This is a genomic window from Blautia sp. TM10-2 (assembly GCF_003480845.1).
Classification (GTDB): domain Bacteria; phylum Bacillota; class Clostridia; order Lachnospirales; family Lachnospiraceae; genus Fusicatenibacter; species Fusicatenibacter saccharivorans.
On the sequence record NZ_QUJZ01000014.1, the window covers coordinates 30,606 to 49,891 of the forward strand.

A 19,286-nucleotide genomic window follows, 5' to 3' on the forward strand; every position below is an offset into this window, starting at 1 on the left:
GAGATAAAATGGGAAAAATTTACTATCTGATGGGAAAAAGTGCGTCAGGGAAAGATCATATTTATGAGCATCTGATCCAGGAGACGGCGCTGGATTTAAAACCGTTTGTCCTGTATACAACACGGCCGATCCGGAGCGGGGAGCAGGACGGAAGAGAGTATTTCTTTGTGGATGAAAAACGGCTTTCGGAACTGCGGGAGGCCGGAAAGATTATCGAGGAGCGCATGTATTCGACGGTGCAGGGGCCGTGGTATTATTTTACGGCGGATGACGGGCAGATTGATCTTGTGAAGCATGATTATCTCGGAATCGGGACACTGGAATCGTATCTGAAATTAAAGGCATACTTCGGGGAGCAGGCGATGGTTCCGCTGTATGTCGAGGTGGACGACGGGCTGCGGCTTTCGCGGGCACTGGAACGGGAAAGAAAACAGACAGAGCCGAAATACGCGGAGATGTGCCGGAGATTCCTGGCGGACTGTGAGGATTTTACGGAGGAGAAAATTGCGGAAGCTGGAATTGTCCGCAGATTTTCCAATAATTCTACGCCGGAAGACTGTTTTTCCGAAATTCAGAATTTTGTGGAACAACAGAAAAAGTTGTGATATACTTAATGCAGTATTAGTAAGAAATACAAAAGAACTCCAGGGGGTGATTTTATGCAGGGTTTTCAGAAGGTTGTAGGACATCAGGAAATCATAACGCATTTACAGAATGCCATTTCGATGAATAAAGTATCTCATGCTTATCTTTTTGGCGGAGAGAGTGGATCGGGAAAGAAAATGATGGCTTCACTGTTTGCGATGACGCTTCAGTGCGAGAAGCACGGGGTCGAGCCCTGTATGGAATGCCCGTCCTGTAAAAAGGCACAGAGCCAGAATCATCCGGATATCATTTATGTGAAGCATGAAAAGCCGAACACCATCAGCATCGATGAAATCCGCGAGCAGCTCATTAACGATGTGATGATCAAGCCGTACAGCAGTCCGTACAAGATTTATATCATCGACGAGGCGCAGAAGCTGACACTTCAGGCGCAGAACGCGCTGCTGAAGACGATCGAGGAGCCGCCGGCCTACGCAGTTGTCATGCTTCTGGCAGACAACCCGGATGCGCTGCTTCCGACGATTTCGTCACGCTGCGTGCAGTTAAATTTAAAACCAGTGGGAGACCAGCTTGTGAAAGATTATCTGATGAACGAAATGCATGTGCCGGATTACCAGGCAGAGGTTGATGCGTCCCTGGCGCAGGGAAATATCGGAAAAGCAGAGCGGATTGCCCGTTCTCCGGAATACGAGGAGACGCTGGAAAGTGCACTCCGCATGGCAAAGTACGCCGACAGTATGCCGCTGTATGAAATCGTGGAGACGATCAAAAAACTGACGGCCGAAAAAGACAATATTGATGATTATTTCGATATCTTTTCTTTATGGTTCCGCGATGTTCTGCTCTTTAAGGCGACAAAAGAGGTCGATTCCCTTGTGTTCAAGCAGGAGCTGAATGGAATTCGTGAGAGAGCAAATAAGAGCTCATACGAAGGCCTGGAGAAGATTATAGAGGCGATTCAGAAGGCGAGAGCCCGCCTGAACGCGAATGTTAATTTTGATTTAACCATGGAGCTTATGTTCCTGACAATGAAGGAAAACTGATAACATGATAACAATTATAGGAGTACGTTTTCGAAACGTAGGAAAAGTATATTATTTCTCGCCGAGAGAGCTGGACATCTGCGTGGGCGACCACGTTATCGTTGAGACGGCGCGCGGCGTAGAGTATGGTTTCGTTGTGCTGGGGCCAAAAGAAGTTGACGATTCCAAGGTGATCCAGCCGTTGAAAGAAGTCATCCGCATTGCAACGCCGAAGGATGATGCGCGGGAGGAGAGCAACCGCAAGAAAGAAAAAGAAGCGTTTGAAATCTGCCAGAAGAAGATCCGGGCGCACAACCTGGAGATGAAGCTGATCGATGCAGAGTATACGTTTGACAATAACAAGATGCTGTTTTACTTTACCGCCGACGGAAGAATTGATTTCCGTGAGCTGGTAAAGGATCTGGCGGCTGTCTTTAAGACGAGAATCGAGCTTCGCCAGATCGGTGTCCGCGATGAGACAAAGATCCTCGGCGGAATCGGCATCTGCGGCAGACCGCTTTGCTGCCATACGTATCTGTCCGAGTTTGCACCGGTTTCGATCAAGATGGCAAAAGAGCAGAACCTGTCCCTGAACCCGACGAAGATTTCGGGTGTCTGCGGACGACTGATGTGCTGCCTGAAAAACGAGCAGGAAACCTATGAATACCTGAACCGCAAGCTGCCGGGTGTCGGCGATATCGTAACGCTGCCGGACGGCATGAAAGGTGAGGTTTCCGGTGTGAATGTGCTTCGTCAGCTCGTAAAAGTGCTGGTGGATGTGAACGATGAGAAGGAAATGCGGGAGTGCCCGGTGGAAGAGCTCAAGTTCAAGCCGAAGCATAAGAAGGAAAAAGGCAAAGAGAAGAAAAAAGACAGAAACAGCTCCGGGGAGCAGGCTTCTTCGGAAGAGGCAAAACAGCCGGAATAAGATTGATTTGGAATGCATTTTGAAAAAAGTAAGCGCCGGGTAAAACTGACGCTTCTTTTTGTGTGATGCGGCGCTGGGCGGTCAGCAGGAGGAGGGATTTTCATTGGATAGAAAAGAAGAATTTTTGAAGCCGGGTGAGCGGCTCGATGATCTGCAGAACGGTTACTGGATGATACAGAATCCATCCCTTTTCTGCTATGGCATTGACGCGGTGCTGCTGGCATCCTACGCGAAGGTGAAGCGCGGGGAGCGGGCGATGGATTTCTGCACGGGATCGGGAATTGTGCCGATTCTGCTGAAGGCGAAGACAAACGGCGAGCATTTTTCCGGGCTGGAAATTCAGGAGTACAGTGCCGAGATGGCACAGCGGAGTGTGCGGTACAATCATCTGGAAAATGATGTTGAGATTTTCCAGGGAGATGTGAAGACGGCATCGCAGCAGTTTGGAAAAGAAGTGTTTGATGTGGTAACGTGCAATCCGCCGTACATGACGGGGCAGCACGGGCTGACGAATGCGCTTGAGGCGAAGACGATTGCGCGGCATGAGGTGCTGTGCTCGTTTGATGATATTGCGAAAGAGGCATCGGCGGTTTTAAAGACGAAAGGACGGTTCTATCTGGTGCACCGGCCGTTCCGGCTGGCGGAGATTTTTTCGACGCTGAAAAAATATCATCTGGAACCAAAAAGGATGCAGCTCGTTTATCCGTTTGTGGACAAGGAGCCGAACATGGTGCTGATCGAGGCGATGAAAGGCGGGAATCCGAGAATTACCGTGGAGAAACCGCTGATTGTGTATGAGACGCCGGGCGTGTATACAAAGGACATCCGGGAATTATATGGAGACGGGAGATAAGAACATGGCAGGAAAATTATATTTGTGTGCAACACCAATTGGAAATCTGGAGGACATGACCTTCCGTGCAATCCGCATTCTGCAGGAGGTCGATCTGATCGCGGCGGAGGATACGAGAAACAGCATTAAGCTGCTGAACCATTTTGAGATTCATACGCCGATGACGAGTTACCATGAATACAACAAATACGACAAGGGCCGCGAGCTGGTGCAGAAGCTGCTGGCGGGAACGAACATTGCCCTTATCACCGATGCCGGAACACCGGGAATCTCAGACCCGGGGGAGGAGCTGGTGAAAATGGCATACGAAGCCGGAATCGAAGTGACGAGTCTGCCGGGGGCGTGTGCGTGTGTAACGGCACTGACGCTGTCGGGACTTTCGACGAGAAGATTTGTGTTTGAAGCGTTTCTTCCGCCGGATAAAAAAGAACATAAACTGGCGCTGGAGCGGCTGAAAAACGAGACACGAACCATGATCGTGTACGAGGCGCCGCATCATCTGCTGAAAACGCTGCGGGAGCTGCTGGAGACGCTTGGCAACCGGCGGCTGACACTCTGCCGGGAACTGACCAAGAAACACGAGACGGCATGGCAGACCACGCTTGAAGATGCCATCACTCGCTACGAACAGGAAGATCCGAAAGGCGAATGCGTTCTTGTCATCGAGGGCAGAAGCCAGAAAGAAATCGAGGACGAGGCGAAGGCTGCGTTTGAGGAAATTTCGATTGAGGAACATATGAAACGGTATGAAGACCAGGGGATTGCGCGGAAAGAGGCGATGAAGCTTGTGGCAAAAGACCGTGGCGTAACGAAGAGAGATATTTATCAGTATTTACTGGGAAAAGAATAACGACACGCTCTAAGAGAAGGAAAGAGAGGAAGAAGTATGAAAATCTGTAAAATTTTGTGTTATTGTATTTGTTTTACAGATTTGGAGATATTCCTTGTCCGGTAGCTACTCCCGTCTGTTATAATAGGAATAATGAAGTATTTTTGAGGGAGGAAATTTTTTATGTCACAGTCACAAACCCAGCGGAGTTCCCGGGTTGATCTGCTTCACGGCTCGATTCTGAAATCTCTGCTTCTTTTTGCACTTCCGATCATGGCATCCCGTGTATTTCAGCAGATTTACAACACGATGGACACACTGATTGTCGGCCATACACTCGGCGATTCGTCGATTGCAGCTATGGGTGCCTGCTCGTCGATCTATGAAATGATGACCGGATTTACGTTCGGCGTCGGAAACGGGCTCGCGATCGTCACGGCGCGATGCTTTGGAAGACAGGAGACGGAACGGATGAAAAAATCCGTTGCATCCTGTATCGTTATTGGTATTACCGTTACACTGGTGGTCACCGTTCTTGCAACGATTTTCATGCATCCGCTGTTGCGGCTGCTGAAAACACCGGCAGAAATCCTCGAAGAATCCTACAGCTACATTTCAATTCTATCCGTTTTTCTGTTTGTCATGTTTGCCTACAACCTGTGCTCCGGTCTGTTGGGAGCAATCGGAAACAGCTTTATGCCGCTTGTTTTCCTGATTATTTCATCGTTGGTAAACATTGTACTGGATTTGCTGTTTATCCGTTCTTTCGGCATGGGTGTTCGCGGTGCTGCAATTGCAACCGTGATTGCGCAGGGAATTTCCGTCGTGCTCTGCCTGATTTATATTGTTACCAAAGCAAAAATTCTGCTTCCGGAAAAACGTCATTTTGAACCGGATCGCGGACTGTACATGGAGCTTCTGGCACAGGGATTTTCGATGGGATTTATGAGCAGTATTATCTATGTCGGTTCGATTGTCCTGCAGCCGGGCATCAACAGCCTTGGCTATGAAACAATTGCGGGACACACGGCTGCGAGAAAGCTGTTTTCCTTCTCGATGATGCCGCTTTCCTCGATGGCACAGGCAGTCAACACGTATGTGGCACAGAACCGCGGCGCGGACAACTGGGAGCGCGTACGGAAAGGCATTCGCTATGCTTATATTTTCTGCTTCAGCGTGACCGCATGCCTGATTCTCCTTGTCACGCCGCTTGCACCGACGATGGTTCATCTGATCTCCGGCTCGTCCGACCCGACTGTCCTCGGAAACGGAGCCCGCTACCTCCGTGTAGCCATTCCGTTCTTCTTTGCGCTCGGCCTCGTCAACTGCAGCCGCCTTGCACTGCAGGCACTCGGAGAAAAGATTCTTCCGCTGCTGTCGAGTTTTATTGAGCTTTTCGGAAAAATTATTTTTGCGATGGTGTTTATCCCGCGCTACCACTACAGTGCCGTGATCTGGTGCGAACCGATCATCTGGTGCTTCATGGCAGCAGAACTTGTGATTTCGCTGTATCGAAATCCTTATATGAGAAAAGGGAAGTCTGGAAACTAATTTTTTTCAAAAACAGAACCCGGGGCAGTCTACAAAAAACGGTAGATTGCCCCGGGTCTGTTTTTTTGACTAAATAAAGGAAGTCCCCTGTTTCTATTGCGAAAAACAGCAGATTTACTCTGCCCAGGTACCATTTACAAAAATATCGGTTTCGCTTCCATCTTCGCGGATACCTACGATGTGCAGGTCATCCGATCCAACCATAAAGTCAACGTGGATCAGAGAATCATTCACACCTTTTTCCAGAATTTCCTCGTTGCTCATCTCCAGAAATCCATCGAGCACCTCAGGGAAACCGGCGCCAGCTGCAACGTGACAGCATGCGTTTTCATCGAAAAGGGTATTAAAGAACATCAGCCCGGACTGGTTAATCGGAGATTCTTTCGGAACGAGTGCAACCTCGCCGAGCATTGCAGCACCGGCGTCCATGGCGAACATTTTTTTCAAAACCTCTTCGCCCTGCTCTGCGTGGCAGTCAACGACTTTTCCATCCTTGAAATCGACGGTAAAGTTGTTGATGATCTGTCCCGACCAGCTTAAAGGTTTTGTGGAAACGAGACGGCCTTCACATTTTCCTCTCATCGGGCTGGTGAAGACTTCTTCGGTCGGCATGTTTGGAACATAGAAGGTGTTGTTCGTATGGTTGATATCACCGGCACCGCTCCATTTTGCGCCCGGAATCAGCTCAACGGTGAAATCCGTACCGTTTTTGCTGGTGTAATGCAGCTTGTGGAATGCCTGCTCATTTAGCCAGCTGGCTTTCTGGGTCATGAGGTCGCAGTGTGCCTGCCAGATCTTTTCTGCATCTTCGCCGTCTTTTAAGTAAACACAGTCGAAAATAGCATCCCACAGTTTTTCAACAGCAATATCCTCCGGCTCGCCCGGGAATACTTTTTCTGCCCATTTTGGAGAAGCGGCGGCAACGATCAGCCACTGATGCTTTCCATCAAGTTGGTCACGGTATTTTTTAATGACCTTTCCACGCATCTGACGAACGGTGGAGAGCAGGTCCGCAGGAATGCCAGCGAGCTCGTCCGGATCGGAGGAGTCGATGAAAATGCGAACCGGCAGATCAACCGTCATCTGTTTGAAACGCTCTTCTTCCCAGTGCGGAACCGCGCCAAGTGTTTCTGCGGTGGCATACTGATAATGCATTTTGTTGATCTCACCGCATTCCCAGATCACTTCCACATAGCTTGCGCCCGCCTGATAGCACTCCTCTGTCACCATCTGGGTAAGCAGAACCTGATCGACGCCGGCCTGGAGGCGGACACGCTGTCCTTTCTGTACATTTGCGCCGATTTTTACGATCAGCTTTGCATATTCTCTTAATTTTGCCTGAAATTTTGCTTCATTCATGATAAAAGACTCCTTTTTGTGATTTTTAAAACTGAAATGGATCATTAAAGGCTCCATAGTACGAAACCGGTTCGCCCGCGGAAAGCAGATGATGGACATCGCCGACGGTCTGGCAGCGGAAGTATACTTCGCCCAGCTTGCGTTCCTCGCTTCCGACGATTGTGACGGAAGTCGGTGCCAGGAACATGCCCTGCCAGAGCTGTACCGGCGTCATATTCAGCAGATGCGACAGTGCCACACAGGTGACGCCGAGATGGCAGAAGCAGACGATGACGGCTTCGCGGTTTGTTTCATCCGAAGCGTGATAGCGGTAACCGTCGCGTACATAGCCGTAGCGCGCAAGCAGTGCATCGAGTCCGTCGGTCACAAAATGGTAATTCTCGTCCATGTTTCCGGTCTGCATAATCGGATTTTTCGTCCAGAGATCCTGGTCATAGAGATCCCGGTTTGCATCGAGCACATCCGGCAGAAAATCCCATGGAATCCGGCGTTTTCCCGTTTCCGGGTCAATGACAGGTGCATCAAATTCCCGCAGCCATGGAAGAATTTCGGCTTCGCGGCCTGCATTTTTCAGTGTAAAAGAAGCCGTATCTTTCGCACGGCCAAGCGGAGAACAGTAAAAATCGGTGACATTCCATTTTGCTGTGCGTTTCGAAAGCAGCTCGGCCTCGCGCCAGCCTTTTTCGGTCAGAGAATCAATTTCATAATTTGGTTCGCCGTGGCGGATAAAAATAATTTTCATAACGTTCCTTTCTTCGTATGTCGAAAAAATGGTGGATTTCGACATAGAAAAGTAAAATTTCGTCCCGAAAGATCTGTGCCGGAGCATAAAAGAATTCAGAACTAAGAGCATTTCATTCAGTATATCATAAATAGTCAGATTTGTGTGAATTTCTTATCGGCCTCTCCCCCAGTTCAGCTCCCCGTTGGTAAACTCAGCCCAGTTGTACTGCGCCATGTATTCGCCATGGTATTGGTTGATCGCGGAAAGTTTTCCCTCGCACCAGTCAAAATAGTCACAGGAGACTTCTTCCGGGCAGATCCACAGGCTTCCTCTGGCGGACGCAACGAGCGTTTCACAATGATACACTTTTAACGAATAAAAATTCGTGAAGCGGAAGCTCCCTTTTTGATACGCTGCATCTTGAGAGAGTAGCTAGTAGCAGTCCTGTAGGTAGGTGCAAACAGGAGAAAAATATGCTATAGTAAAAACAGCGTAAGGGGAAACAAAAAGTAATGCAGCAAGAGGAAAGAGGATGATAAACTGTCGGTCATCATGGTCTGTCTGAACGCTCAAAAAGAAACCGATGATGTATTTCTTCAGATGATGAAGACACTACTTGGTGTTGAAATGCCGGAGAATGAATTTTTGAAATTGATGCATACGTAAAAAAAACAGGCACGATTCCCGAAAAAGGTGATTCGTGCCTGCTTTTTTTACTTTTCTACTTCTTCATACTGGTTGCCTTCCGGGTCACGCAGGTTATCATTTACATAAATTTTTCTTCCTTTGGTATCCAGTCTTTCTTTGTAGTCCATAGAGAAGGCACCTAGTGAAGCGGCCAGAAAGCTAAAAACAATCGTTGCTTTAGAAAGGTTCTGTAAAAATTTGAGGGCGCCATAAATAATCAGGTTTTTGTAATACTCCAGCCGCAGTCCTTTTTCAACACCCCGTGCAGTGAGGCGGCAGATAAGCAGAACAACGGCCAGCATAAATGCACCGATAACCAGAAGAAAAATTCCGGCTTCATGATATTTTCCAGGTAAATAGCAGGCGCCGATTACGATCATGATCGGGGCAATTAAGGACATGGTAAAAACCATTTCGGCACGAAAGGTAAAAAATCGATACATCAAAAAGATTAAGATTAGGATAGCGATGAAAAGCATATTAGTTTTCTCCTTCGTAATGTTATAAATGATATAAAGCTTTTTTGCAGAAAAAGCAGATGAATTTGTGTGAAAAATTTTGCATATTTTGGCTTTTTCCTGTATACTTAGATCAATGTCGACAGGAAAACAGCATTCTGCCCAAGCCATCGGATATTTGCTGTTGTCCGGAAAGGAACTTTGATACTACATGAGCGATTTTTCACAAAGGCTTGAAAAGGAAATAAAAAATACAGGAAAAACTTTATATTATCTGTCTGAGGCCAGTGGTATGCAGCTGGATTACATTTCTAAAATGAGTAAAGGAAAACGTATTCCAAAAGAAGAAGAGCGCCTGACCTGTCTTCTTGATGCGATGGAATGCACCGGAAATACAAGAGCAGATCTCCTGTTCCTTTATCGCCAGGAAAAAATGGGAAAGAGCCAGTGGCAATGTATGGAAGAACTGATCCGTATTATCCAGCAGGATGTGGTTGAATTTCCTCAAGTCTCTGTTTCTCCAAGTGTTTCAGGAATTCCGGATACGGATATGACGCTGGACAATATCTTTGCAATTTATGCGTGTATTCGAAAAGCAATGATAAATGCTTCCGATTCCACGATTTGCTTATGTACTCCGAAAATTTCACTGGAACATTTACGATATCTTGTTCAGATTATTCATGAAGTGCCCTATCGCAGATTAGAGCATCTTTTTCCTTTGCTGCAGAATCAGACAACGGAAAATACACTGGATAACCTTCGGAAAATATGCAGTCTGAAACCGGCAATGAACTATGAAAACTACAAACCATTTTATTATTACGTTTCTTCTGCTGAGTCCGAGGCGAAAAAAGCAGGCTTACTTCCCAACTGGCTGATCACAGACCATATTGCAATTGGAATCAATTTTCATACGGCGAAAGGAATTATTCTCAGAGATGCGCAACAAATACAATTACTGAAGAATTCCTTTATTCAGGAAAGAAAAATAGCAAAGGAAATGTTGTTTTGCTCTGATTTAAATGCTTATGTAAAAGATGTCAATGTTATGATGAATGAAGGTTATGTAACGCATAACTATTATATTGAATATTCACCATGTCTTCTGCATCTGATTCCGTTAAATGTACTGAAACAGCAGATCATCCTGGATGGAGTGGAAAAAGAACAGCTCTTATCTTCTCTCTTTCAGCGGATCCGGCACATGGAAACGGAAAGTATGGTACATATTTTCTGCATATCTGGCTTACGACAATTAATGGAGCAGGGACGCATTGCAGGCTATCCGGATATGCTTTATAAGCCTCTTGATCCTGCGATGCGCCTGTGGCTGTTGAAAAGTTATTATCAATATATGCTGCACACACCTCATTCCTGCATTTGTGTAAAAGAAAATTTCGTCCAGCTGCCGAAACATATCTCCATTGTATGTAGCTCTAATGTTCATAATGGAATTGCATTTTGGAACAATACAAGTCATGGATTGCAATATTACATTTTAAAAGAATCCGGCTTCTCACAAAAACTATATGAATTTTGCCAGTTTCTGGAGAATGGAAACATGGCATGGTCACAGGAGGAGACGCTGGATATTATTCGAAACATGATTGTGGAATATGGAGGCACCTTATAAACCGCGCTTCCAGGAAAATAAAGGATTCTTTCGGGACAGCTTTTCTCCTGCTATCTCTGGAAGAGCCGGGAGAAAAGCCCCTTCTTTTTTGCCGGGCGGGATGCAGCAGGTACATTTTGATTGATATATTGCTGAAACATGTTTTTTGAATCCTGAATGAGACCATTTAATTGCGCATTCTGACCAGCAGAAAACAGATCACACAATACAACTCCTTTTTGGGCATAGTACAATGCATTTTCCTTTCGCTCCAGTCTCATATTTGCAATTTGGAGCGTTTGATAGATAGGGATTTGATAGACCGGCATTTCTTCCGGAAGCAAAAGATCGCTGTAATGATACAGAAGTAATGAGATTTCTTCCGCTGCTTCCTGGATCTGCTCGGGATTTATATGTTCTTCCTGTACATTCTGAAGATACATAGATCCACATCCGATACAAATGCGGATGAATGCTTTGGACACAGTTTCTCTGATTTGTGGATTTAGAATTTCTGCATTCCATATATATTCGATACTTTCTGCCAGACGCCAGCTCTTCTCGGCCAATTCGGTGCATTTGTGTCCCTGTATTTTTTCTGCTGTTACGACGGAAATGCATGCCAGCATACATTTCAGTTCATTCATCAATAAAATTTCAGCAGTTTTTTCTTTTGGGATTTTTAACTGCATTTCCTGTTCCAGCTTTTCTTGCTGGTGTTCTGTAAAATCCTGTAATTCTTTGATGCTCTCCGGATCGCTGAACTGAGATTCCTCCAAAGTTATTTTGCAGATCATTACCCGGAGCAGATTCTGATAGGTTTCTTTCCAGATTCCCGGTTCTTCTGATTGATTACTGATGGCCATGCATCTTCTGAAAAGATCTGTTTTATCAAAGGCCGACAGATATGGATTGTTGGAAAATTGCAGAATCTGAAAGGCTGTACAATGAAAATTTTCTTTTGCAGCTGCCTGCATCAGGAGCTCGGGATATTTTCGGGCATTCATAGACGCAACAGAAAATTCCTCTGCCTGTTTTTGAGCAGAAAGCAGCATTTTCTTTGGGGCTTTCTGTAGCAAAAATCCATTTTCCGGAAAGAGATTTCCAAAGATATTTTTAAAAATAGCTTGTTGTACTGCTGCTTTCAGTGTCATTGCATGAGAATGCATCTGCGGGCAATCCAAATTTCCGGCGACTGCTGTAATTTCATATTTTTCTTTGAGTGAAAGCAGCGCCGGAACAAGCAGATATTCTGTGTCTGTCAGAATTTCCAGACGATGATAGACATCATGGTACGGCGCACCCGCGAGATCTCCCTTGGAAAACAGGAGCTTCGGGAAAAAATTCCAGCAGATACCTTCTAAGGTATGGTCTGTTACCTTTGCCTGCGCCAGCTCATAGATAGAATCATATCCTTCCTGATTGCTTTTTACTGTAACATGGGTATCGGATTGCACAGAATATAATTGACGTTCATAATAATTGGACAGAAAAATTCTGTCGTCCAAGTGATCCCAGGAATACATATAGTCCATATAGGATTCATACACATGATTTCCAAACATACTTGTCGTTGGTCCGACAAACAGAGAGTTCCACGATTCGTAAGTATCAAGTTTTTGATTAAAAGCATTTACCATTTTTGCCTGTTCTTCTTTTGTATATTTGGAAATTTCCGTTTGTTCATTTGTCTTTTGCACAGAAGCTCCGACTTTGCGGCGTCCGTGCTCAACCAGGAGAAGAAAGATGATTTCTTCTTTTTCCAGAAATTCTATTTCAAAAGAAATATCCCATGATTTTTCATCACAATAGGTTCTGTAATTACTACCTGAATTTATCGCTTTTTGTAATATTTCGGGATCAAGAGTTTCCCATGGAATCGAAACAGGAAAGTCCATATTTTATTTCCTCCAGGTGTCTGCTGATAAAATGATGTTGGAGGCAAAAAATATTTTGCCTCCCTTGTCATCCGATTGCTTTGCATGATATGCTTTGGCAATTCTTATTTTAATACTTTGATAGATACTTTTCCGCCAATTCCGGCCTGACACTGAACTTTTAAGATATCTCCGTCTTTTAAATCCAGATCCAGGTAACCATCACCCGTTTTAAACATGGCACCGGCTAAGAATTTTCCTATTTCGCCGATGGATATTTGTTCTGCGAGGCCGCTGCCTGCAGAAAATCCAATGATGGACCCCATCAGATTGACATTCCCTTTTTTGCTGTCTTTTGCCGGATCTATCATAGAAATACGATGAACGCCAGGAGTTAAGCTGATTTCATATGGAGTCTTAGATGCCTCATATAAAGTTCCTTCTTTTTCGTCATCAATAAAGATGCCTATTTTTGCTTTGGAATTCATCATTTTATTGTACTTGAGTGGATGAAACATTTTGTCCATGATGCTCATGGAAAGACCTTTTGCCATTTGATTGGAATCTTTTACTGTTAATACTAATTTTGCACTCATATTTTCCCTCCTGAAGTCAAGCGTTTCAAGTGATGCGCTTTTGTATTTTGGGCATCGGATTGTTGTTTTGGTATGGAATAGAATGATCCGATTCCGGCTAAAATTTGTGTTTATTATACTATTATTTGAAAAACTATATGAAATAGGCATAAAAATTAGACAAAAAATCAGATGAAAACATAAATTAAACTTTTAATGATTCCTATGATCCGATTTTTTTAAAAGAAAATTGATTTTATGGGAAAACAAAACTTATTTTGGAATGGAGAGAAGCGCAGGAGGCTGTGAACGACAGAACAAAAGAAAGAAATGACAGAAAACAGATACCGCGGTGGCAAAGCTGTTCACAAAGCTGGCGGGCGTGACAACGGCGTCTTATCTGTGGGTTGAAACAAAATATCATGAAAAACAGAAAAGAAGCATATCGTATAAAGATAACGGATGAACGCAGGTGAATCCATGAACAGACTCTGGAGCGGTATGCTTCTTCTTGGCATTGCCTACGGTGCTTTTTGCGGAAAACTGCCGGAGGTGACAGACGGTGCGCTGTGCGCTTCAAAAGAGGCAGTTGTGCTGGCAATTTCTCTTCTGGGTGTGACGGGCCTTTGGAGCGGGCTGATGGAGATTGCAAGGAAAGCGGGAATGATCGACAGCCTGGTAAAAAAGATGGGACCGGTCATGCGCTTTTTGTTTCCAAAGGTACCATCGGATCACCCGGCGATCCAGTCAGCCGCCACAAATATGATCTGTAATGTGTTCGGCCTTGGCGCAGCGGCAACGCCGCCGGGACTCCTTGCCATGGAGCAGTTCGAAGAGCTGGAAGAGGAACGGCGGAAAAACAAAAACCCGGCTGCTGTTCCGAAAGGAACTGCAAACCGGGAAATGTGCACCTTTCTGATTTTAAATATTTCTTCCCTGCAGCTGATACCGGTCAACGTGATTGCATACCGCAGCCAGTATGGCAGCGTGCATCCAACGGCCATTGTCGGACCGGCACTGGCAGCGACGGCAGCAAGCACGGTAGCGGCTGTTTTATTCTGCAAATGTATGGAAAAATGCAAAAGCTGAGAATGCGGTCTGCCCAGGAATATTTATAAAAAAACAGTAAATTCGCCTTCTTAGGACTAGCCGCCGCGGCAACGGCTTGGTACAATAAAAGAAATGAGGGATATTGAATTTTACATAGGAGGAACACAAGAGCATGGCAGGATATGTGAGTCTTCAGGATGTAACCAAGACATACAAAATGGGTGAAGTCACCATCAAGGCCGCGGATGGAATCAGTTTTGATGTGGAAAAAGGTGAGTTTGTGATCGTTGTCGGCCCGAGCGGCGCGGGAAAGACGACCGTTCTGAATATCTTAGGAGGCATGGACACGGCGACTTCCGGAAAGGTGCTGGTGGACGGCGCGGAAATCAGCAAGTACCGCGGCAAGAAGCTGATCCAGTACCGGCGGGAGGATATTGGATTTGTTTTTCAGTTTTATAATCTGATGCAGAACCTGACGGCGCTCGAGAATGTGGAGCTGGCGATGCAGATTTGTAAGCATCCGCTGGATGCGTCGGAGGTGCTTGCGGAGGTTGGGCTGGAAGAGAGAATGAATAACTTCCCGGCGCAGCTTTCGGGCGGAGAGCAGCAGCGTGTGGCGATTGCGCGTGCGCTGGCAAAGAATCCGAAACTGCTGCTCTGCGATGAGCCGACCGGCGCGCTCGATTATGTGACGGGAAAAGCGATCTTAAAGCTGCTGCAGGATACCTGCCGGGAGAAGGGGATGACGGTCATTGTCATCACTCACAACTCGGCGCTGACACCGATGGCGGACCGCGTGATTAAAATCCGAAACGGAAAAGTGGCGGGAATGAAAACAAATGAGAACCCGACGCCGGTGGAAGAGATAGAATGGTAGGTGGACGATGAGAGCATTTCGAAAAGACTTTATCCGGGAAATCACAAAGAACAAGGGGCGGTTTCTGTCAGTCTTTTTCATCGTGCTTCTTGGCGCGGCGTTTTTCTCGGGCATCCGGTCGGCGGAAGGAGATATGAAGGTTTCGGCGGACCGGTATTATGATGAAGTAAATTATATGGATTTGAAAGTTCTTGGAACGCTGGGGCTGACGGACGATGATCTGGCGGATATCGCGAAGACGGATGGCGTGAAAGCGGTCTACGGCGGAAAAACGGTGGAAGTGCTGCATGACATCGGCGAGAGCGAGCAGGTTGTGAAGCTGATTGCGCTGACGGACGGTGTGAATGAGCCGCGCGTGGTCGAGGGACGGATGCCGGAGAAAGAGGATGAAATTCTTGTTGATACGCAGTTTCTAAAAAGTTCCGGCTGTGAGATCGGAGATCAGGTAACGTTCACTTCCGGAACGGAGGATCCGCTCTCAGATTCGCTGACCGGGGACACGTTTACGATTGTTGGTTCGGCGACACTCCCTTATTATATGGATCTGAACCGGGGAACGGGCTCGATTGGAAACGGAAGCATCAACAGTTTTGCACTGCTGCTTCCGGAGACATTTACCTCGGATCTCTATACAGAGATTTACGTCCAGGCGGATGGCGCACAGGAAGAGGCGAGCTACAGCGATGCGTATGATGAGACGGTGAAGGCTGTACAGACGAAGATTGAAGCGCTCGAGGATGCGGCGTGCGACCGGCGGTATACGGCAGTCAAAACCGAAGGACAGGAAAAGATTGATGATGCAAAACAGCAGGTCGCTGATGCAGAGCAGAAATTAGCGGACGCAAAAACAGAGCTGGATGACGGTGCACAGCAGCTTGCCGACGCGAAAGTGACGATTGCGGACAAAGAGCAGGAACTTCTCGACGGCGAACAGACGTTAAAGGACAAAGAACAGGAGCTTCTTGACGGAAAGCAGACGATTGCTGAGAAAGAACAGGAACTCCTTGACGGAAAACAGACCATTGCAGACAAAGAGCAGGAACTTCTCAGTGCGAAAGCAACCATCGCCGATAAAGAGCAGGAGCTGGCATCCGGCAAGGCAACGCTGAAAGATAAAGAGGCGGAACTTGCGAGCGGAAAAGCGACGCTGGAAGCAAAGGCGGCAGAGCTGGAAAGCGGAAAAGCGGAGCTGAATCAGAAAGCCGATGAACTTGCAAGTGGAAAAACCACACTTGAGGCAAAAGCGAAAGAACTTTCCGACGGAAAAGCACAGATTGCAGAGAAAGAAACAGAACTGGCATCCGGCAAAAAAGAGTTAGAGGAAAAAATGACGCAGCTTTCGGCGGCAAAAACCGAACTGACTCGGAAGCAGACGGAGCTGAATACTGCAAAAGAGCAGCTTTCCGAAAAAGAAACGGAATTGAATATTGCAAAGGAGCAGCTTTCCGCTGCACGCGAGGAACTGGACAACAAGAAAGCAGAAACCGCTGCAGGACGCACACAGTATGAAGCGCAGAAGGCAGCGTATGAAGAACAGAAGAGTCAGTATGAGACAGCCAAGGATCAGTTAGCCCAGATTTCCAGGCAGCTTCCGATGGTGGAGGCTGCGCAGACAGAAGTGACTGGTCAGATCGAGGTGATTGAGGCTCAGCTTGACGGACTGACAGAGGAAGATGAAGCATATGTATCCCTGTTGGAACAGAAAACTGCGCTGGAAGCAAAGCAGACAGAGTTAGCACAGCAGCTTTTCACGATGCAGGAGCAGAAAACATTTCTGGAACAAAACATCGCAGCGTTTGAAGCAGCAAGCGCTGATGCGGAAGCCCGGCTTGCGGCTGCAGAAGCTCAGATTACCGACGCAGAAAGTCAGCTTGCCGCTGCAGATGCACAATTAACAGAAAAAGAGCAGGAATGCGCCGCAGGCGAGGCACAGATTGCTTCTGCAAAAGAAGAACTGGAAAGCGGCGAAGCTCAGATTACAGAGGCTCTTGCCCAGCTTCAGGATGGAGAAGCACAGGCAGAAGCTTATCAGAAACAGATTGAGAATGGCGAAGCCCAGCTTGCATCCGCCAAAGCAGCGATTGCCGACGGAGAAGCTCAGATTGAGACGAACCGCAGTAAATTAAAAGACGGAGAAACTCAGCTTGCGGCTGCCAGAGCCCAGCTTGCTGATGGGGAACAGCAGATTGCATCGTACCGACAGACGATTCAGTCGGGTGAGGCCCAGCTTGCCGCTGCAAAGCAGACAATTTCCAGTGGAGAAAGTCAGCTCGCCGAAGCGAAACAGACGATCGCCGACGGCGAAACCCAGTTAGCCGAAGCCAAGCAGACGATCGCCGATGGAGAAACTCAGCTCGCCGAAGCCAAGCAGACGATTGCCGACGGAGAAACCCAGCTTGCCGACGCGAAACAGGAAATCGCCGACGGAAAAATCTCCCTTGCGGATGCGAAACAGGAAATTGCCGATAAAGAAAAGGAACTTGAGGACGGCAAAGCCGAATACGAAAAAGCAAAAGCCGACGCCGAACCAGAAATCGCGGATGCGAAGCAGGAAATTGCGGACGGTGAGAAAACACTCGCAGACCTGAAAAAACCAACGTGGTACGTCTGGGGACGGAATAAGGTAACGTCAACTGAGAGCTTCGGTCAGGATGCCGGCCGTATCTCGAATATCGGAAAATTCTTCCCGGTTATCTTCTTCCTCGTGGCTGCTCTCGTCAGCCTGACGACGATGACACGAATGATCGAGGAACAGCGTCAGCAGATCGGAACGTTAAAAGCCCTCGGCTATTCCGACGGCGTGATCGCCTTTAAATATTTCGCATACGCGATGCTCTCCACCGTATCCGGCGCTCTCGCGGGCGTGGTGGTTGGAGAAAAAATCCTGCCCTGGGTTATTATGAATGCCTACGGCATGCTGTATACCGGACTCCCGTATTACATGACCCCGCTGAACTGGGAGCAGGGAGGCCTTGCGATTCTGGCGAGTGCAGCCTGCACCGGCGTGGCGACGATCGCGGCATGCTACAAAGAACTCGCCGCAGGTCCGGCAGAGCTGATGCGGCCGGAAGCACCGAAAAACGGCAAACGGATTTTCCTGGAACGCATCGGCGTACTCTGGAAACATCTGAACTTTACGCAGAAATCAACCGTGCGGAATCTGGTGCGGTATAAAAAACGATTCTTCATGACCGTTATCGGAATCGGCGGATGCATGGGTCTGATCCTCGTCGGTTTCGGCCTTCAGGATTCCATCACCGCGATTGCGAAAAACCAGTTCGTCAGCCTCTTCACCTATCAGGCGAATGCTGTGCTGAATTCAGATGTGGATGAATCCGAAAAAGAAGCATTGCAGACCGATCTGGAAAACTACAGCGGCATCGATGAGCTGCTGGAAATGTACTGCCAGAACATCGAACTGCAGACCGACAAAAAGACCGTGGATGCAGTGCTTGAAGTGCCGAAAGAACTGACGAATTTCAATGACTTCTATGCCTTCCGAGACCGGAAAAGCGGAGAAGTTTACGAATTCCCGACCGACGGCGGCGCAGCCATCAGCGAAAAGACAGCAACGATGCTCGGCGTAAAAGCAGGCGACACGGTTCAGCTGAAAAAAGGCGATGATATTGTGGACGTAAAGATTTCGATCATCGTCGAAAACTACGTGCGCCATTACCTGTATCTGGCCCCGGATCTCTACGAGGAGCTGTTCGGCGGAGCGCCGGACTACAACCAGCTTCTGATGAAATATCAGGACATGTCGGGCAATTATGAGACAGCACTCGGAGAAAAAATCATGACGTACGACGGTGTAGCGGCAATCTCGTTCACATCCGACCTGATTGATCAGATTGACAACATGCTTCGTTCCCTCGACATCGTCATCGTGGTGCTGATCGTATCGGCGGGCCTGTTGGCGTTTGTGGTGCTGTACAACCTGAACAACATCAACATCACCGAACGACAGAGAGAGCTGGCAACGCTGAAAGTGCTCGGCTTCTTCGACGGCGAGGTGGCATCGTACGTGTACCGGGAAAACATGGTGCTGACACTGTTCGGCGTTATCGCGGGCATGGGAATTGGAACGTTTTTACATCATTGCGTAATTCAGACCGTCGAGGTCGATATGATGATGTTCGGACGAAACGTGTTCCCGCGGAGCTACGGCTGGAGCGCCCTGATTACCCTGGCGTTTGCTCTGTTCGTCAATTTTATGATGTTCTACCGGTTAAGAAAAATTGATATGATTGAATCGCTGAAAAGCGTGGAGTAAAC

The 19,286-nt window shown here is 47.3% G+C and carries 16 protein-coding genes; 10 read left to right on the forward strand and 6 right to left on the reverse strand.

Features of this window, described 5'->3' with window-relative positions; all coding sequences use genetic code 11:
- Window positions 1-8 precede the first annotated feature (8 nt).
- From DXD92_RS14385 to DXD92_RS14410, 6 genes are all read left to right on the forward strand, one after another.
- Window positions 9-605: a guanylate kinase gene (locus tag DXD92_RS14385; protein ID WP_118640825.1), complete on the forward strand. Its 597-nt coding sequence runs from the start codon at window positions 9-11 to the stop codon at window positions 603-605.
- A gap of 54 nt (window positions 606-659) precedes the next feature.
- Window positions 660-1,649, forward strand: coding sequence for a DNA polymerase III subunit delta' (gene holB / locus DXD92_RS14390; protein ID WP_022461270.1), 990 nt, complete (start codon window positions 660-662; stop codon window positions 1,647-1,649).
- A gap of 4 nt (window positions 1,650-1,653) precedes the next feature.
- Entirely contained in the window at window positions 1,654-2,556 is a 903-nt protein-coding gene (locus DXD92_RS14395) for a PSP1 domain-containing protein (RefSeq protein ID WP_055226011.1), read from the forward strand.
- Window positions 2,557-2,725: 169 nt separating this feature from the next.
- Window positions 2,726-3,409 carry a tRNA1(Val) (adenine(37)-N6)-methyltransferase gene (locus DXD92_RS14400; protein ID WP_055226320.1) on the forward strand — a complete coding sequence of 228 codons (684 nt, stop codon included), beginning with the start codon at window positions 2,726-2,728 and terminating at the stop codon, window positions 3,407-3,409.
- A gap of 4 nt (window positions 3,410-3,413) precedes the next feature.
- Entirely contained in the window at window positions 3,414-4,259 is an 846-nt protein-coding gene (rsmI, locus tag DXD92_RS14405; RefSeq protein ID WP_118595208.1) for a 16S rRNA (cytidine(1402)-2'-O)-methyltransferase, read from the forward strand.
- Between the two features lie 162 nt (window positions 4,260-4,421).
- Window positions 4,422-5,789: an MATE family efflux transporter gene (locus DXD92_RS14410; protein WP_055220337.1), complete on the forward strand. Its 1,368-nt coding sequence runs from the start codon at window positions 4,422-4,424 to the stop codon at window positions 5,787-5,789.
- A 114-nt stretch (window positions 5,790-5,903) separates the two neighbouring features.
- On the opposite strand, the gene DXD92_RS14415 is transcribed toward DXD92_RS14410, so the two are convergent.
- From DXD92_RS14415 to DXD92_RS14425, 4 genes are all read right to left on the reverse strand, one after another.
- A complete protein-coding gene (locus DXD92_RS14415; protein ID WP_117801896.1) occupies window positions 5,904-7,148 on the reverse strand; it encodes an aminopeptidase in 1,245 nt (414 codons plus the stop codon).
- Between the two features lie 25 nt (window positions 7,149-7,173).
- Window positions 7,174-7,890 carry a histidine phosphatase family protein gene (locus tag DXD92_RS14420; RefSeq protein WP_055220339.1) on the reverse strand — a complete coding sequence of 239 codons (717 nt, stop codon included), beginning with the start codon at window positions 7,888-7,890 and terminating at the stop codon, window positions 7,174-7,176.
- A 153-nt stretch (window positions 7,891-8,043) separates the two neighbouring features.
- On the reverse strand, window positions 8,044-8,238 hold the full coding sequence (locus tag DXD92_RS18375; RefSeq protein ID WP_055220341.1) for a hypothetical protein: 195 nt from the start codon (window positions 8,236-8,238) through the stop codon (window positions 8,044-8,046).
- Between the two features lie 347 nt (window positions 8,239-8,585).
- Window positions 8,586-9,038: a hypothetical protein gene (locus DXD92_RS14425; protein ID WP_147399306.1), complete on the reverse strand. Its 453-nt coding sequence runs from the start codon at window positions 9,036-9,038 to the stop codon at window positions 8,586-8,588.
- 271 nt (window positions 9,039-9,309) lie between these two features.
- On the opposite strand from DXD92_RS14425, the gene DXD92_RS14430 reads away from it, so the two are divergent.
- Window positions 9,310-10,653 carry a hypothetical protein gene (locus DXD92_RS14430; protein ID WP_147399307.1) on the forward strand — a complete coding sequence of 448 codons (1,344 nt, stop codon included), beginning with the start codon at window positions 9,310-9,312 and terminating at the stop codon, window positions 10,651-10,653.
- Window positions 10,654-10,703: 50 nt separating this feature from the next.
- Here DXD92_RS14430 and DXD92_RS14435 read toward each other — a convergent pair whose 3' ends face one another.
- Entirely contained in the window at window positions 10,704-12,530 is a 1,827-nt protein-coding gene (locus DXD92_RS14435; RefSeq protein ID WP_118640831.1) for a hypothetical protein, read from the reverse strand.
- Window positions 12,531-12,634: 104 nt separating this feature from the next.
- A complete protein-coding gene (locus DXD92_RS14440; RefSeq protein WP_055220350.1) occupies window positions 12,635-13,105 on the reverse strand; it encodes a hypothetical protein in 471 nt (156 codons plus the stop codon).
- 459 nt (window positions 13,106-13,564) lie between these two features.
- Between DXD92_RS14440 and DXD92_RS14445 the strand changes: the two genes are divergently transcribed.
- The 3 genes from DXD92_RS14445 to DXD92_RS14455 all read left to right on the forward strand — a co-directional run bounded on the left by DXD92_RS14445 (window position 13,565) and on the right by DXD92_RS14455 (window position 19,284).
- The gene (locus tag DXD92_RS14445) at window positions 13,565-14,173 is read left to right on the forward strand and encodes a nucleoside recognition domain-containing protein (protein WP_118640893.1); all 609 of its coding nucleotides are present in this window, start codon (window positions 13,565-13,567) and stop codon (window positions 14,171-14,173) included.
- Window positions 14,174-14,306: 133 nt separating this feature from the next.
- Window positions 14,307-15,011: an ABC transporter ATP-binding protein gene (locus tag DXD92_RS14450; RefSeq protein ID WP_055220354.1), complete on the forward strand. Its 705-nt coding sequence runs from the start codon at window positions 14,307-14,309 to the stop codon at window positions 15,009-15,011.
- A 7-nt stretch (window positions 15,012-15,018) separates the two neighbouring features.
- Window positions 15,019-19,284 carry an ABC transporter permease gene (locus tag DXD92_RS14455; protein WP_118640833.1) on the forward strand — a complete coding sequence of 1,422 codons (4,266 nt, stop codon included), beginning with the start codon at window positions 15,019-15,021 and terminating at the stop codon, window positions 19,282-19,284.
- Window positions 19,285-19,286: the final 2 nt, after the last annotated feature.

What these genes read in the sequence shown, in the direction of transcription:
- DXD92_RS14415 (WP_117801896.1), bottom strand. Translation starts at nt 7,148, where the DNA reads ATGAATGAAGCAAAATTTCAGGCAAAATTAAGAGAATATGCAAAGCTG.
- DXD92_RS14385 (WP_118640825.1), top strand. Translation starts at nt 9, where the DNA reads ATGGGAAAAATTTACTATCTGATGGGAAAAAGTGCGTCAGGGAAAGAT.
- DXD92_RS14425 (WP_147399306.1), bottom strand. Translation starts at nt 9,038, where the DNA reads ATGCTTTTCATCGCTATCCTAATCTTAATCTTTTTGATGTATCGATTT.
- DXD92_RS14420 (WP_055220339.1), bottom strand. Translation starts at nt 7,890, where the DNA reads ATGAAAATTATTTTTATCCGCCACGGCGAACCAAATTATGAAATTGAT.
- DXD92_RS14395 (WP_055226011.1), top strand. Translation starts at nt 1,654, where the DNA reads ATGATAACAATTATAGGAGTACGTTTTCGAAACGTAGGAAAAGTATAT.
- DXD92_RS14430 (WP_147399307.1), top strand. Translation starts at nt 9,310, where the DNA reads ATGCAGCTGGATTACATTTCTAAAATGAGTAAAGGAAAACGTATTCCA.
- rsmI (WP_118595208.1), top strand. Translation starts at nt 3,414, where the DNA reads ATGGCAGGAAAATTATATTTGTGTGCAACACCAATTGGAAATCTGGAG.
- DXD92_RS14440 (WP_055220350.1), bottom strand. Translation starts at nt 13,105, where the DNA reads ATGAGTGCAAAATTAGTATTAACAGTAAAAGATTCCAATCAAATGGCA.
- DXD92_RS14450 (WP_055220354.1), top strand. Translation starts at nt 14,307, where the DNA reads ATGGCAGGATATGTGAGTCTTCAGGATGTAACCAAGACATACAAAATG.
- DXD92_RS14435 (WP_118640831.1), bottom strand. Translation starts at nt 12,530, where the DNA reads ATGGACTTTCCTGTTTCGATTCCATGGGAAACTCTTGATCCCGAAATA.
- DXD92_RS14410 (WP_055220337.1), top strand. Translation starts at nt 4,422, where the DNA reads ATGTCACAGTCACAAACCCAGCGGAGTTCCCGGGTTGATCTGCTTCAC.
- DXD92_RS14455 (WP_118640833.1), top strand. Translation starts at nt 15,019, where the DNA reads ATGAGAGCATTTCGAAAAGACTTTATCCGGGAAATCACAAAGAACAAG.
- DXD92_RS14400 (WP_055226320.1), top strand. Translation starts at nt 2,726, where the DNA reads ATGATACAGAATCCATCCCTTTTCTGCTATGGCATTGACGCGGTGCTG.
- DXD92_RS14445 (WP_118640893.1), top strand. Translation starts at nt 13,565, where the DNA reads ATGAACAGACTCTGGAGCGGTATGCTTCTTCTTGGCATTGCCTACGGT.
- holB (WP_022461270.1), top strand. Translation starts at nt 660, where the DNA reads ATGCAGGGTTTTCAGAAGGTTGTAGGACATCAGGAAATCATAACGCAT.